The sequence below is a fragment of the Dapis brunnea BLCC-M229 genome (genome assembly GCF_050015995.1).
Taxonomy (GTDB): Bacteria; Cyanobacteriota; Cyanobacteriia; order Cyanobacteriales; family Microcoleaceae; genus Trichodesmium.
Genome location: NZ_JBNHEP010000085.1, coordinates 32,530 through 48,872, shown reverse-complemented (window position 1 = coordinate 48,872; position 16,343 = coordinate 32,530). Strand labels below are relative to the sequence as shown.

At 32.1% G+C, this 16,343-nt stretch carries 9 protein-coding genes; 1 reads left to right on the top strand and 8 read right to left on the bottom strand.

Annotation, left to right across the window (positions count from 1 at the left end; genetic code table 11):
- Nucleotides 1-275 precede the first annotated feature (275 nt).
- From cobA to ACP6PM_RS09540, 7 genes are all read right to left on the bottom strand, one after another.
- Nucleotides 276-1,034: a uroporphyrinogen-III C-methyltransferase gene (gene cobA, locus ACP6PM_RS09570; RefSeq protein WP_426584015.1), complete on the bottom strand. Its 759-nt coding sequence runs from the start codon at nt 1,032-1,034 to the stop codon at nt 276-278.
- A 396-nt stretch (nt 1,035-1,430) separates the two neighbouring features.
- Complete coding sequence (locus ACP6PM_RS09565; RefSeq protein ID WP_426584013.1) at nt 1,431-2,357, bottom strand: FeoA family protein; 927 nt, start codon at nt 2,355-2,357, stop codon at nt 1,431-1,433.
- 885 nt (nt 2,358-3,242) lie between these two features.
- On the bottom strand, nt 3,243-5,063 hold the full coding sequence (gene feoB, locus ACP6PM_RS09560; protein ID WP_426584011.1) for a ferrous iron transport protein B: 1,821 nt from the start codon (nt 5,061-5,063) through the stop codon (nt 3,243-3,245).
- 1,076 nt (nt 5,064-6,139) lie between these two features.
- Entirely contained in the window at nt 6,140-7,057 is a 918-nt protein-coding gene (locus ACP6PM_RS09555; protein WP_426584009.1) for a FeoA family protein, read from the bottom strand.
- A 36-nt stretch (nt 7,058-7,093) separates the two neighbouring features.
- Complete coding sequence (locus ACP6PM_RS09550; RefSeq protein ID WP_426584007.1) at nt 7,094-7,483, bottom strand: FeoA family protein; 390 nt, start codon at nt 7,481-7,483, stop codon at nt 7,094-7,096.
- A 989-nt stretch (nt 7,484-8,472) separates the two neighbouring features.
- Nucleotides 8,473-10,017 (bottom strand): AAA-like domain-containing protein, encoded by a 1,545-nt coding sequence (locus ACP6PM_RS09545; protein ID WP_426584005.1) that lies wholly within the window; start codon nt 10,015-10,017, stop codon nt 8,473-8,475.
- A gap of 1,269 nt (nt 10,018-11,286) precedes the next feature.
- The gene (locus ACP6PM_RS09540; protein WP_426584003.1) at nt 11,287-12,654 is read right to left on the bottom strand and encodes an NCS2 family permease; all 1,368 of its coding nucleotides are present in this window, start codon (nt 12,652-12,654) and stop codon (nt 11,287-11,289) included.
- A 674-nt stretch (nt 12,655-13,328) separates the two neighbouring features.
- Here ACP6PM_RS09540 and ACP6PM_RS09535 point away from each other — a divergent pair.
- The gene (locus tag ACP6PM_RS09535; protein WP_426584001.1) at nt 13,329-14,285 is read left to right on the top strand and encodes a DMT family transporter; all 957 of its coding nucleotides are present in this window, start codon (nt 13,329-13,331) and stop codon (nt 14,283-14,285) included.
- A 172-nt stretch (nt 14,286-14,457) separates the two neighbouring features.
- Here the strand turns inward: ACP6PM_RS09535 and ACP6PM_RS09530 are convergent, their stop codons facing one another.
- Complete coding sequence (locus ACP6PM_RS09530) at nt 14,458-15,885, bottom strand: phospholipase D-like domain-containing protein (protein ID WP_426583999.1); 1,428 nt, start codon at nt 15,883-15,885, stop codon at nt 14,458-14,460.
- Nucleotides 15,886-16,343: the final 458 nt, after the last annotated feature.

The window sequence follows — 16,343 nt, the reverse complement described above, 5'->3', positions numbered from 1 at the left end:
AAAAGCGGTCGTTTGCGGAGCATTTCGTCAGGATGGGATGGGGAGGAAACCTCGCCATATCCAATCGACCAAGAGAAAAGTGCTAGGATATTTCCTTATATTCAATTCCCGTACGGTTTTAACTAGAGGTAATTATCCATTATCCATCATCCATTATCCATTATCCATTAATGAATCCTAATATTTTTTCAGCAAACCCTACTGATAAATAAAACATCAAGTTCTTTCTACCGAGGAAAAAGAGACCTGATGTATTTCAATTTCTCCTCCACTACCTATTCCCTACTACCTAATATTTGATGCAAATTAACTACATTGCCAATAACAGCAATAGCTGGCGCTTCAAACCCACTGGCTTCAATTTGTTCTACAATATTGTCGAGAGTGCCAATTAATTCTTTTTGTTCAGGTCGAGTTCCCCACTGAATTAAAGCGATGGGTGTTTTTGGGGAACGCCCGGCGATGATAAGTTCTTTGATAATATTGTGTAAGTTATGAACACCCATATAAATCACTATTGTTTCTGAACCGTGGGCGATCGCTTGCCAATTGACTTCTGGTCGATATTTGCCTGCTGCTTCGTGACCTGTAACAAAGGTAACTGAGGAACTATAGTTTCTGTGGGTTAGGGGAATACCAGCATAAGCAGGTGCAGCGATACCGGAGGTAACACCAGGAACAACTTCCACAGGTACTCCTGCTTGCATTAAGTCTTCCATCTCCTCTCCACCCCGACCAAATACAAAGGGGTCGCCTCCTTTTAAACGTACTACAATTGCATGAGTTTTTGCTTTTTCAATTAGTAATTGAGTTGTTTGTGTTTGCTGTAGGGAATGGCGACCGCGACGTTTGCCTGCGTTAATTTTTTCGGCATTGGGGTTAATCATTGTCAGGATGGCAGGACTCACTAGAGCATCGTAGATCGCAACATCAGCTTGTTCTAATAGCACTTTGGCTTTGAGTGTCATTAGTCCGGGGTCTCCCGGTCCTGCTCCTACTAAATATACTTTACCTAAAAATTTTGGCTGATTCATATTTATTATTTTAGATAATTATGCAATATAGTTAAGTAATTCTATTAAGTTATTGAGCTGTTATTAGAACTATTGTATCTAATCATACAAATAGTCTAATTTCATGTCAATATTCGATTTTTTTATCCATTTTATATAGATAATTAGGTTATAATAAAGTTGCAATATTTGAGGTTGGGATTTGTCGCGTTGGCGGAGCAAGTGCGGCGCTATATCGCCTGTTCATGCAACAAAACCAAAATACTATAATATTTTATGGAGAATTTTTATTAGTCAATTGAAAGTCTAAGTAGGGATTTGGTAAATAAAGACCTACTTAGCTAAAATATCTTCTCTTTTCCTACAAAAAGCTGCGAGACATGAAACGTGCAGCGAAACGAAAGTAGGGCAGTTAAATTACTGTGGTTGTACCTCTAAAGTACCATTATCATAAAATAAAATTGTAAACTCAGCCCACTCTGTTTTGAGTGATTCTTTTTTATTAGTAGCGTCAGAATTAACTAGGCTGGGTATAGGTGTCTTTTCCAAATTATCTGCTGCTATTTGATTGAAAGGTTCGTAAGCAGCGATCGCTCCATTTTTATCTACTTTAACTAGGTATATTGAAGTTACATTTATGGGGGTTTTCCAGGTTTGATCGATAGTATTGTATAGTTTTTGTTTTAATTCTAATAACTCTGTTTTGTTGGTAATCTTTTTAGCTATTGGCTGTATATTTTGGGGTGGAGAATGAGTTGTTGCTCTTACATGATTGTTGGTATTTTGATTATTTTTTTTCGCAGCCTTCTCTGAGAATTCAGATTTCTTATTTACTGTCTCAATACTTCCGACCATTGTTGGTTGAATTTGACTTTTATCTATTGTCTCTAATGTTTGATTTTTTGTCCCTGTTGAACTTGAGTTGTAAACAACATTAGCCACAACTTTTGTTTCATTTCCTTGATGAATATCTCCAGTAATCAGAATGCGATAAAATCCAGAAATAACAACTAGAATAATAGTAGTTAATGAAACTAATGATGCTGTTTTAACTTGTTCGGTTAATTCTGTTGTACTGTCAGAGATCATATCTTTAGCTGAAATATCTGTTTTAACAATTATCATTTCGGCTTCCTGGGGTTGAATAGTTATTTCTTTGCTTGAACCGACTCTAATATGCAACGGACTAGAAAATTTGGCTTTCCGCAAGACTTGCACTGGTTTATTAGAAACTACTCCCTTTTCTTCTAGTTTCTGAACAATTCTTCTTGTATCGTCACTGCTGATAATTCGATCGACTATTGCTATTTGCCCTGTTTTTAAATCCGATAAATTCATCATCATTACTTCTTATTAATATATTGTTATTATCTTATCCGAGATATTATATTATATCCAAAATATAATTTCAAGCTTTAATACTAAATGTAACATAGCTCTACAAAAATTAAAATTTGCCCCTTGCGAATCAACAAGGGATTTACATTCTACTTAGAGAAAAGAATAAAGTTTTCAATTCATACAATCTTAGTTTGTCAGCATTTCCTGGGAAATACGGAGTTAACACCTAGCTCGCTGGTCAGCTCTCAAGTATGACGGCAATAACTGCTAAGATTAGGAATTTTTATAATTACTTTTAATTCTCCCTCAATACTATCAATACTAATTCCACTTCTGGCTGACAATAAATTAATCGCGCTATGGCTAATAACTGATGGCTAAATGCTTATAGAACTCGAAGCAAAGGTTAGAACATTTATAAATTATTAAACTCACTCAGGGATGACTTTTGACTTTTGTAGAGGCGAATGGCCATTCGCCCCTACTTCCCCTCCTGGGAGGGGTTAGGGGTGGGTTGACTTTTGACTTGCACGTAGCACTATACCTTAGTTTCAACTTTCAACTTTTGAATACATGACTTTTGAATTCTGTTGACTCCTAAAAAATAGCCTAGCTATTTGTAACAAACATTTATCAATTTGGTATTAGGTATTATACAAAAGCAAAAGTAGGAGAAGGTTTTTAACTTACTCCTAAAACTTACAGCAAATTCGGTGATTAATTTGGTACAACTTAAAGGTGAATATTTTTTTGCCTGTTCCCTACTCCCTACTCCCTATTCCCTAAAAATAAATATATGTAATGCACAAAGTAGGAAACTGTTGTATATAGCATTTATCAAAAACTGTGAGGTAGAACTATAAACTAACTTTTCACCTAACATTTATTTCAGAAACCTAAAGCCAAAGCTCCTTGGTAGAAAATAAAACTCGATACCCAAGCTAAAACTAATGGAAATACCAAAGAAAGTAGGGAAAATTTCCATGATTTTGCCTCTTTGACTAAAGTAGCTAAAGTAGATAAACATGGGGTATAAAGTAAACAAAAAATACAGAAACTATATCCTTGAATAAAAGTAACTGTCTCTGCAATATTACTACTAACACCCTGTTCGCTCATGCTATAGATAACTGCTAAAGAACCGATAACAATTTCCTTAGCAATAAATCCAAAAAAGAGGGATAATGTTAGATAAGGATTGATGCCAATAGGGTCCATAATAGGACTCATAAATTGACCAATTTGACCGCCAATTGTATCTAATCCTGTTGCCCCTGGAGGTAAGCTTGTGAGTATCCAAACTGCAATACAACCAACAGTAATAAAACCTGATGCTCTAACTAAAAATTCTCTGACTTCTCCCCAACTTCTCAGAAAAATTTGTTTCAATGTAGGGAAACGATAAGGAGGTAGTTCTAAAACAAAAGGTTCTTCATTTTTATATATTCCTTGAAATAATGCTGCGGTGATAATAGCAACCAGAAAACTGAGGATATATAGAGAGAATAAAACAAAGGCTCCATTGCCATTAGGAAATACTGCGGCAATAATAAATACAAATACTTGCAGTCGCGCCGAACATAAACCAAAAGGAATAATTAACATGGTTAAGAGTCGTAAAGCACGCGATCGCATTACCCTGGTTCCCATTAATGCTGGAACATTACAACCAAACCCCATTATGTGCAGTACAAAACTACGTCCATCTAAACCTAATCTTGCCATAAAGGCATCTATTAAATAAGCGGAACGTGATAGATATCCACTATCTTCTAACACTGCCATAATTATAAAAAATACGATAATTAATGGTACAAAAGAAGCAACTGTAGTTACTCCTGCCCAAACACCATTAATTAGAAAGTCTTGAAGTACCTGTGGAAAAGGTTGAACTAGAGGTTCAACAATTGATGATTGTATCCATTCAATCACAATTTCGAGCAGGTCTATTGAAGGAAGTGCAATATTCCAAACTGCCCAAAAAACTAGGAACATTCCCAGGAAAAATAAGGGTAAACCCCAGACAGGATGAAGCACAATTTTATCAACTTGAGCTGTGAAATTTTTTGCCATTTCGGAAGGCATAATCACAGTTCCATTTAAGACAGCATCTATTTCGTTAACAGAAATATTTTCCTCTGCTTTTAAGATATCTAATTTTGTAGGATTTTTGCTTTCTTTTAACTCTTCGGAAATTGCCATATATGCGTTCATATAGCCTTTGCCATATTTAGCACTTGTTAGAAAGACTGGCATTCCCAAACGTTTAGATAATTCTTCTGTGTCTATTTTAATCCCATATTGTTTGGCTTCATCTGACATATTGAGCATCAAAACTGCAGACAAACCAAAGGCTTTTACCTGCAATGGTAGAAGAATTTGACGGTCAATTTGTGAGGCATTAATAACTACTAGTACTAAATCAGCAGGATTATTTTCTAGGAATCTTTGAACGACTTTTTCATCTTCGGAAAAACCGTTTAGATTATAAACTCCTGGCAAGTCTACAAATTGTATTGTTTCGTTATTTATTTTGACCTCAGCTTGCAAAATATCGACTGTTATTCCTGGCCAATTTCCTACATGGGCAGAAACTCCAGTAATCCGATTAAAAAATGTGGATTTTCCTGTATTTGGCATCCCTATTAAAGCAACTCTTTTTGTTGCATTAGATTTGGGGATTGTTGCTGTATTATTATGACAAGTCATTTCAGTTATATGTTATTAATTATGAGTTATCAGTTAACAGTATTTTCTACTTCAGTAGAAGCTTAGAAATACTGAATTTTATTTTTCTTATCCCCTTTAAAGGCTATCCCTTATAAGGAACTCCTGAAAACCTCTGTGGAGGGGGGGGTGGCGAGATGGCGAGATGGCGGGAGCGGGGGAGAAAAGCCTAAATACGAAATACGTTTACTCTCCCGAAATATCCGTTAAATGGCAAATACATAACTTCTCTCTAATGTCTACGTTTTATCTTAAGAAAGATGTTTATAAAGCATAGCTTTAAAGGAGAGGTTGGAGACCTGATTTTTTGGTCATTTTTTTCTACTATAGCAATCCTAAATAGGTTGTGAAAAAAACATCTGTTCAATAATTAATTATTAATTATTAATTATTAATTATTATCTCTCCTTAAAACGGATAAGATTGACCAAAATGATTTTTTTCTTTTTTCTCCTTAAAAGGAGAGGCTTTAGACCTTAATTATTCGGTAAAAAGTCAACAACTAACAAGGGTAAGAGTTTTAAAGTTTTGATCTATTTTTTAATTTCTTACAAATGATTTAGGGTTGCTATATTTATCTTAAGTTCGTGAGACACAGTAGATTCCAAGTAAGTAGCTTGGTTTAATTAAATTTCACTATGTCATTGCGACTGGAACGGAGTGGAAGGAAGCAATTTCAATGGTTTTTGCTGATTTATATTTTGTTACATAGTTAGGTTTATTTATATCTAGCTACTTATATGCAGTACAAATATTAAAGAAGAATCTGCCTTTAAGACCAGAGTTTAAATAAAACCTTTGTCGCCTGTAAAACTGTACCTCACTCAGATAAAATTCACTGTATTTTTTTATATAGCAATCCCAAATAGGTTGTGACAAGTTTGATAATAGTTAATCTCAACTGAAAGCCTTGGAAATTATGACTCCTGTACGGGCGATTCGTGTAATTAGGAGCATGACAAACGGAAATCGTTCCTACCACCAAAATATTACAACTAAAACAGGATTGCTATAGCTTTATTATCAACCATAACCTTTGCACAATAAAGACTATAAAATTACTTTGGTTCTATCTCTAGATTACCATCTTCATAAAGTAATATAGCAAACTCAGTCCATTCTGTTTGATTAGTAAGATTATTAGGCTTAACTAAATTTGGTAATGGTGTGCTGCTCAGATGATTTTTTGCTATTTGATTAAAAGCTTCGTAAGAAATAATAACCCCGTTTTTATCTACTTTAACTAGATAAATTGCAGTTTGTTTTACTGGTTTTTTCCAGTTGTTATCAATATCGGTATAGAGATTTTGTTGTAACCTAGCGATTTCTTGTTTGTCGGTAATTTTTTTACCAATTGACTCTACAGTTTCGCTACTAGAATTAGTTGTTGTTGCTAGTTGGTTGCTGGTATTTTCAGTAGTAGCTTTAGTTGTCGTTTCAGGGGAGGCAGATTTGTTATTTGCTGTAGCTATTGTTGGTGCAACTTTGTCTACATCTACTGTCTCTAATGTTTGATTTTCTGTTAATTCTGAAGTTGAGTTAGGAACTAGATTGGCAGCAATTTTTTGTTGATTAGCTTGATTAATATTCCCGTTATTTAGGAATTGATAAAGCTCACTAATAAGTAATAGAATAATAGAAATTAATATCATTACTGATATACTTTTGACTTGCTCCATTAACTCTATTACAGATTTGGGAATCATTTGAGAACCTTGATAGAAATTAATCTCATCATCCTCATCTGTTTTAATAACTATCATTTCTGCTTCATGGGGTCGGATAGCTATTTCTGTGGTTGCTCCGACTCGAATGTGTAACGGTCCATTGAATTGAGCTTTTCGTAAGACTTGTACTGGTCTATCAGAAACTACTCCCATTGCTGCTAGTCTCTGAACTATTCCTTGTTCGCGACCAATGTTTAGCACTTGATCGACTATTGCCATTTCCCCTGTTCTTAAATCAGCTAAATTCATTTCTACTACCTCTGATGTTATTGTTATGATGTTATGTTAGCTACTGTCTCCTATTGTAGTTATGGAAGATACGATAATATTCCTAGCAGGGTTAGATCCTAAGCCAATATTTTGCCTTTCTACTGCAACGATCTTTGAACCACTGGGGTTGTGACTGAGTACCTCTAGCTCTACTCCTACAACCAAACCCATTTTTTTCAAGCGACGAGTCATGTCACCTTCAGCATTTATAGCAACGATACATAAGCGATCGCCTCGTTTTGCTTGTGTGAGTGGGAAGTTAGTTTCTGCTACTGATGGTTGAGCAACTTCATGGTCTTTCTCCTTTTCCGAGATGTAGCTACTGTCTCCTAGAAATGTAAATTCCCATGCTTTCTCTTTTTTATCTACATTTTTGCATAAGCTATCTTCATATTTTTTCTCCATAAATATTTCTTAACTATTGAGAATTTTTATTAACAGTTAATAACTTAAAGAACTAAATATAATTTGTCAAGGTCTATTTGTCAAGGTCTATATTAATTTACTTTTCTTAACTAGAACAAATTGCTATATCAAATTGTATTTAATCCCCAATCTAAAGAATTAATTAAGTTGTGATTAGATTTAGTAAAATAAATGTAAAATTATATTTTTTTTGTCTTGCATAAATAATAAGGGAATAGCAAAAAATAAATTATCCAATTTTTGAACTAGACCTGGAAAGTTTTGCTGCCTAATTTCTCTACTCCCTAAATTCAGGGTAATTGTATATTGTAATTGTATATTTTTTTTATTTGGAAGTCCCTAAGTAGGTAGACAAAATTATTTGTATGTTTTGTTCTGACATATTTTCTGTTCCCATATCTGGCATTCTCTACATTTACTAAATGTTAAATGACAGCAGTTTTACAGTTGATAAATTATAGAGTTTTAGGGCAATAAGGAAAATAACAACTATAGATAAAACTCTACCTAAGTATCCATTAGTTTTGAACTTTAAATGTGAAATAATTTCCTGAAATTACTGTATAGTAACAGTTTTTATCCTATAAAATCTAACTTTTAACTTTTGACTTCCGTGAAACGGTATGAGGTACAGTTGTTTTTCTTCTTTTATATTCCCACCGAACCAGAATTACTACTCGCCACAGATAGGAATTGTTATAATATAGAGAACAGAAAATATGGAATTATTTTGTAGAATTATTCCTACCTTTTCATGTCGCGTAGCAACAAAACTCTACACAAAGGCTTAATTTTTTATTTGTCAAAATAATTGGGTCTAAAACTAAGCCTTTTAAGAAGAAATGTTTTTGTATGGTTGCTCTCAATCCCCGTTACAAAAACAACCTCTAACTTCTAACTTCTAACTTCTAACTTCTGACTTCTGACTTCGTTAAAGATAGCCTCTACTAACTACTGAATATTAACTACTAAAAATTTGAATTTTCCAGACGATCTCTAAAATATAAATTATATAATTCACAACGTGGTGTAGCTTGATTTCCTTGCAAATTTACTAATCCTATACTGTGTAACTTTAATCCTTGGATTCTTTCTAATTTTACTGGTTGATGACAATTTATTACTGTTTTAGCTGCTTGTACTAATTCTGGATATTGTTGCAAGTAGCACCAATGTCGTTGTAAATGAGCTGCATAACACCCTATATCTGTTGCTGCTGTTTTTAACAATTCATATATGGTAATATTATTTTGAGAAAGTTGATATAAAGCTAATTTTATTAAGTAAGGATTTCCCCTAACAATTCCCATTAATTTTTCTATTTCAGACATATCTAGTTGCAATTGATAATGGCTAGCTAAATCTTGAATTTGATCTGCACTTAACTCTGGTAAATCAATTGGTAAACCAACATTAAAAGGCGATTGATTAATATCTATAGGCACATAAGCTTCTGTTGAATGTACAACTATTAATCGCATATTTTTCCAAAGGTCACGATTTTTTGCATCTTCATGCCAAGCTCGTAATAAACTAAAAAAGTCTACGGTAATTTCTGGATATTGAAAAATATGATCTACTTCATCTAGTGCCAATACGATGGGAGTATCAATACTTTTCAAAATATATCTCTCAAAATAAGATTTACAGGATACTTTACTGCCAAAAATTTCGTTCCAATAATTATCTAAGTTGGTTGCTAAATTCAATTCTGAAGCTACCGCAGCACAAAACCATCGCAAAAATTTATCTAAATTGTTAAAAATTTGACTGTCAACTAATTGTAAATTTAATACTGCTGTTCGATATCCTAATTTGGCAGCACGATCTAAAATTCTTGCCATTAAAGATGTTTTTCCCATCTGTCTGGGTGCTTTAATTCTAATTAAAGCACCTGGTTTAGTAATTTCTTGATAACAATTTTTTTCAATGGGAGGACGCTCAATATAAAAACTAGCAGTGTAATTATCTTGACTTTTTGGTAATTTTGGTGGTGAAGATGGCAAAGGCTTTCTATAAGTAAAATTCCTAGCAGAATCATTGATAAATTTTGATTCTATTATCATTTCTGGTGTTGATTGAAATACTGGTTTTTCTATATAGTCAATAATTTTGACAATTAATTTTTCAGGTTCGTCAGTATTTTGCCATTCCCATTGTCTAATTTTAAATAAATAACTATATAGATTATAATCCCAAGGTGAATCAATGGGAATATTAGTTTTAATAGGTATTATCCATGGCTTTTGCTCTGGATGATAATCTTGATTTTTTTTTGCTATCCTGACTGTTTCAGTTGCCATCTCATTGAGAATTGATTTGACAGTTAATAGTAAAATTAAGTAATCTGATTCCTTTAATTTTTGATGATTTTCTTTAATACGTTGATTTTCAGACTGACTATAATTTGCGATAAAATACTCATAGTTTTTACTGTTAAATTTTTCAATCAGATTGGCAAAAAAAATGTTACTTGAGCTTTCTTGTTCTGTAATTACAAATAATTTTGGCATAACTAAACTGTTTGATTAACGATCTAGCAATTCCCAAAAAGCGTGAGGTAGAAAATTTTAGCTTTTCAGGAACAGGGAACATGAAATAAAAAAGACAACTTTACCTGAAGCTTACTGATAAATGATATATATAGCAATCATATTTCAGTTGTAAGATTTTAGTGGTAATTAGGAGTCAGAATATAAAACGATTTTGATTGTTCTTAATTGTTCTTAATTGTTCTTAAATATTTCATAAATTATTTCATAAATCATTCCTGATTGCCATATATATGAGTTTAATAATATCATATATATAGCAATCTAATTTGAATTGTGAGAGATTGTAAATTTTTAGGAAATAAGGAATAGGCACTCTTACAATAGATAAGAAAGAAAAAACAGTATCTTCTCAAGATGATAATCCCTAGATTCTAGACCTTTTCAGGAATAGTCAAATCATTAAGTCTGATTTCTAATTGCTATAGTTAAAAACAAATTAATATATTTATTTTGGTGTCATTATTAGTTAAAATAAATCATCAATTTCTTAAACTAACCTATATTTAAAGGCAACAAAGATTTTAATCTAGCAATTCCCATGCTGGTTAGGTACAAAATTCGTTAGTTTTAGGGAACACTTAACTGGGAATAGGGAATAGAATACAAATAAAGATAGGTATACCTTATTAGGCTGAGAAAGGCTATAAAATATTTAGTTAATAGCTATAAAAAAATAAGCAAAATTTTCTCTTGAAGAAAAATTTTTTCAGTTATAGAAGCGATCGCCCTCTTGCCTTTTGAGGCGAGTATCCTATCTCAACAAGTTAAGTAGTTATACTGCTACGCGGAAGGCACTCATCCTAAAATTTATTATAAAATGTTTTGAACTTATACTAATTTCCTAACATATTTGCGTAGTGCTATATGCGAGATTATTTACATATCTCATTTACCGAAAAATTTTGGTTTAAAGCCTCCCCTTTTAAGGGGATAATAAATAAAAATTTTCATGATTAGTCAATCCTCTTCTTTTCAAGGAGAGGTAATAATTAATAATTAATTATTAATTATTGAACTACGTAGCTTATCTAATTTCAATTGTGAGAAATTGTAGATTTTTAGTGAATAGGTACTCTGGCAATAGACAAGAAACAAAAAACAGTATCTTCTCAAGATGATGACCCCTATATTCTAGATTTTGATTTTTAAGGAATAGTCAAATTCTCACATCTGATTCCTGATTTATATATAACTTATGTAGTGCCTGCTGATTAACTCTAAAATTTTTTATTGACCTACAAACAAAAACTTTAAGACAAAAATCACTGTTAATATCCACATAAAAAGAGTAATTTCATGGAATTTACCTTGAAAACTTTTCAGAATAGGATAAGTAATTAAACCCATAGCTAATCCATCGGCTATAGAATAACTTAAAGGCATAATTATAATTGTTAAAAATCCTGAAATGGATTCGGCTGGATCGTCCCAATAAATATTACGAACACTACCCATCATTAATACTCCAACAATTAATAAAGTAGGTGCAGTTGCCACAGAAGGAATTGCTGATAATAAGGGAATAAAAAATATAGATAAAATGAATAAAAATCCGACAACAACAGCAGTAAATCCACTACGCCCTCCTTCAGAAACACCCGCAGCAGATTCAATATAACTTGTGACTGTAGAAGTACCCATTATTGCGCCAAATGTTGTGCCGAGCGCATCTGCCATAAATGCTTTATTTAAGTTTAATGATTCTCTTGTTTGATTAAAATATCCCGCTTTTATTCCTAATCCTGTTAAAGTACCTACTGTGTCAAATAAATCAACAAATATCAAAACAAAAATAATAGTAATTAACTCCCAAATATTAGTTTTGACTATATTTTCTAAACCAACAAATGCTTGACCAAATAAATTTATTGGTAACTGTGGTAAACTAATAATTCCTTGAGGAAAAGGTGCAATTCCTAAAATCCAGGCTAGTGATGCTGTTGCTAATATTCCCCATAGTAATGCTCCAGTAATCCGCCGAGCAACAAAACCTGAAGTAATTATTATTCCAGCGATCGCCACTAAAGTTTCTGGTTGATTGAGATTACCTAAAGTAGTAGTTGTAGCTTCGTTACTGACAATTATTTTGCTACTTGTTAGACCTATATAAGCAATAAATAAACCTATTCCGGCTGTTGTAGCTTGTTTAATACATTCTGGAATATTATTAACTATTTTAGTGCGAATTTTGCTAGTAGTTAAACCAATAAAAATTAAGCCTTCTATAAAAACAGCAGCTAAGGCAACTTGCCAAGAAATTCCTAACTGCAAAACTACTGAAAAAGTAAAATAAGCATTTAATCCCATACCTGGTGCTAAAGCATAAGGATAATTTGCATAAACTCCCATAATTAGAGTTGCAAATGCTGCTGATATTGCTGTAGCAATTACTAATTCTCCAAATAGATCGCCAGAGCTTTCTAAAAAAATTGCTTTCGATAATATGTCAGGATTTACTACTAAAATATATGCCATTGTGACAAAGGTAGTTATTCCTGCGATTATCTCTGTATAGAAATTAGTTTGGAGTTGATTGAATTGAAAAAAATTAGCAATAATTCCTAATGTATTTGAATTGCCATTCTCTGGAATCATATTGCTACCTAACAATTGATAATTTGGATGCTAATTATATCTTTTTTTGTCTATTTTGTCAAATAAAAAATATTTTTTCTGCGATCGTAAAGACTGTTTTTATCAACCGGGAATACTTTGATATATAAGTGTTTCAATATTTTGAAAATAGCATAGTACCTCCACTTTAGTAATATTTAGCAATTTTTGATTTGTCTTTGTATAAATACATAAAGCTTCGTATTACTATCATTTTTTTCACATTTTATTTTTCAAGATAAAATTACTGTTGTCAAAACCATGCTGTATAATTATTTATATATTCATAATTTATTTAGAATTGTTGTAGCAATTAATTACCAGCAGATTCTAACAATTGATTAGGCTGGGACAAACTAATATTTTTTTGACTACCTCCTTATACCATAAAAGTTCTTTTTTGCCAGGAGTAAATCAACAAAATCTTTAGTTAAAGGTTACTTGAATAAGACTTACACAAAGCAAGACTTTTCTGTCATTACAAACAAAAGTAAAGCAATCTTAAACTCATAGTTTGCAATACAGATTCGTAAATATTTTTGAATTCTCATAGCTAAAAATATGAAATAACTAAATAAGTTTTAGTTACTCTAGAAAATCGGTAAAATACTTAAGTTGAGTTTATAACTAGTACAAAATTCAAAGGTAAATCTAATATGACAACTCAAATAGAATTACTACCTCAAAATTCAGCACAAAAATCTACATTTTTCTCTTTAATAGCATTATTAATAGGATTATTAGCTGTATCCTTAGCAGCAATTTTCATTCGATTAAGCGAAAGAGAATTAGGACCTGCTAGTACAGTATTAGATCGTTTTGTTATTTCTGGTTTTGTCTTGTGGTTTTGGGGTAATTTCCAAGCTCAAAAAAATCAATCATCAACTAATAAAAACGAACAATATTTGACTTACACATTTCGTGAATGGATTTGGTTATTAGCTGGTGGTTTTACTTTTGCTCCTAGTTTACTTCTTTGGGCATGGTCTTTAACCCAAACTAATGTAGCGAACTCTACTATACTTCATAATATGATTCCCATCTTTACTGCTCTAGGAGGATGGATATTTTTAAGTATTCGTTTTGACTGTAGATTTTTAATAGGAATGGGAATAGCTATAGTAGGAGCAATTACTATTGGAGCAGATGATATACAAGTAGATGTAAAACATTTTACTGGCGACTTAGCAGCATTTGCATCTGCAATTTTATTTGGTGCTTACTACTTATTAATTGAACAACTTCGCTCCAAATTTTCTGCTACAACTATCTTATTTTGGACTTGTATAAGTGGTAGTTTATTTACTCTTCCTATTGCTTTGTTTACGGAAGATCATATTTTGCCTTTTTCTTGGGAGGGATGGTTATCAATTATTGGTTTAGCAGTAATTGCTCAAGTTTTAGGTCATGGGTTCGTTACTTATAGTCTCAAAACTTTTTCCTCTGGTTTTGTTGCTTTATGCTTCTTATTAGAACCTGTAATTACTGCTTTAATTGCTTGGGGATTATTCTCAGAACAACTTACTATAATTAGTTGGTTAGGATTTTCTATCGTATTATTAGGATTATATTTAGCTCAATCGAGTCCTTCAATTCAGAAAGCTAGTAATTGAAATAACAGTCAGCTATCAGCTATCAGCTAAATACTTACCAAATATCTAGTGAAAAATAATGTAGGGACGTTCCATGGAACGTCCCTACAAAGTTTGAAGAAAGAGTTGATTTATTTGATATTTTTGGAGATTTATAGTATATAAATTATTGATTTATCAATTATTTGTAATTTTAACTAATTAAATTAATGCCACTGTTAAATAAATCTTCAATTGTTTGTTTATTTCTGAGAATAACTCCTAGTTCATCTCTATATGTTAAATTGGGGTCTGCTCTAAATGATAAAAAGTTAAAGCTGGTTACTATGGCAAATTTATCATCACAAATAATTTGTTTACGATGACTATTTTCAGTTTTTTCAAATTGGATATTTTTGTAATTTGCTTTTAAATTCTCTAATTGTTTAATAGACTTATCATCATTTTGAGAATTTGAACCTTTAATTCCATAGATTATATGAACTTTAACTTTTCGTTTGAGGGTAGCTTCTAAAGTTGATAAAAATTCTTTATCAACTACATTTGCTTTAATCCAAGGAGAAACTATCATTAATCTATTTTTGGCTTCTGTTAAAGCTTTAAGTAAATATTCGCGAATTTGATAAGTATGAATTACTTCTGAAATTCTAGTTTGAGATTTTATTTGTTGTAGCTCTTGCTTCAGCTTTTTTATTTCCTCTTTTAGTGAATTATTTTTGGTTTCGACAAAATTATCAGAGTCATTAAGAGAGTCAATTTTTGTAGTTAACTTTTCTACAGTTTTAATATCCTCCTCTTGAATATTAGAAATAACTTCCTTGACTGAACTTTGAGGAGGTTTATCCTCTTCGATTTGTTGAAAAATTGGCTCCAGTATTTTTTTCCCTTCAGCATACAATTCTTCTATAGTTTTCCGATATTCTGGTTGGATAAAACCTCTAGAAAAAATCTCATATTCAATTTCGCGATCGCCAGGATTACTTTTATACAAAACCAGCAAAAGTTCATGCCATTGAGAATATACATTTTCGATGTTATTAACTTGTACTAATTCTATGGAATTAGGATTATTAGGATCGGAATTTTGTAAAAGTTTTTCAATATCTGGATAGTAATCAACTAAATCTTCTATATGACCTTTCCTTGGTTTTTTGAGAATTTTATTTATGGCACTATTTTGATGAATTTTACTGTCAAAAATTTTCAGAGAAAAGGAGTTGGTTAATTTTCCATTTAGAGCGTCTAGATAAAATGTCTGAGTTTCAGAAATAGGTGCTAAAACTGTTTGTTGTTCTAAAGCATCTAAACCTACTTTTGTTAACTCTAAATTTTCTTCTTTTTTGACTAAATCTCTAGAAATTAATTCTGATAAGATTTTTTCTATTTGATAATTTTCCATACCAATAAAACTAGAAATTTCTTTTGGTTTTACCAACCCATGAGTAATACATTTCAACACAAACTCTTCTAATAATTGAAATTCTCTATTCGCCAAATAAGTTAAGTCAAGACGTAAGACATAGAAAGGATAACCAACTGGTTTAGAGTCAAGCACTATTGCTTCAGGATTTGAATAATTTTTTCTGATCTTATTTTCCAAGTCTTTAATTTCGTTATTCATTATTAAGCTCCTCAAAAAACTTATATCGCAGTTTTCTCTGGTATCTTTACACATTATTTTTACTTTTTCTAGACTGTACTTTGAGCGGGAAGTTGTAAATATCTGAGTGAAGAGTATCATATATTTTTTCCCAAATTTTCATCTGTCGGGGTTTGGTTTGGCAACTTCTCTCAAAGGTTCGTTGCGCCAAATTTATTAATCACTCCTTTTTCCGACTTTTCCCAAATTTTCATCTGTCGGGGTTTGGTTTGGCAACTTCTCTCAAAGGTTCGTTGCGCCAAATTTATTAATCACTCCTTTTTCCGACTTTTTCCAAATTTTCATCTGTCGGGGTTTGGTTTGGCAACTTCTCTCAAAGGTTCGTTGCGCCAAATTTATTAATCACTCCTTTTTCCGACTTTTCCCAAATTTTCATCTGTCGGGGTTTGGTTTGGCAACTTCTCTCAAAGGTTCGTTGC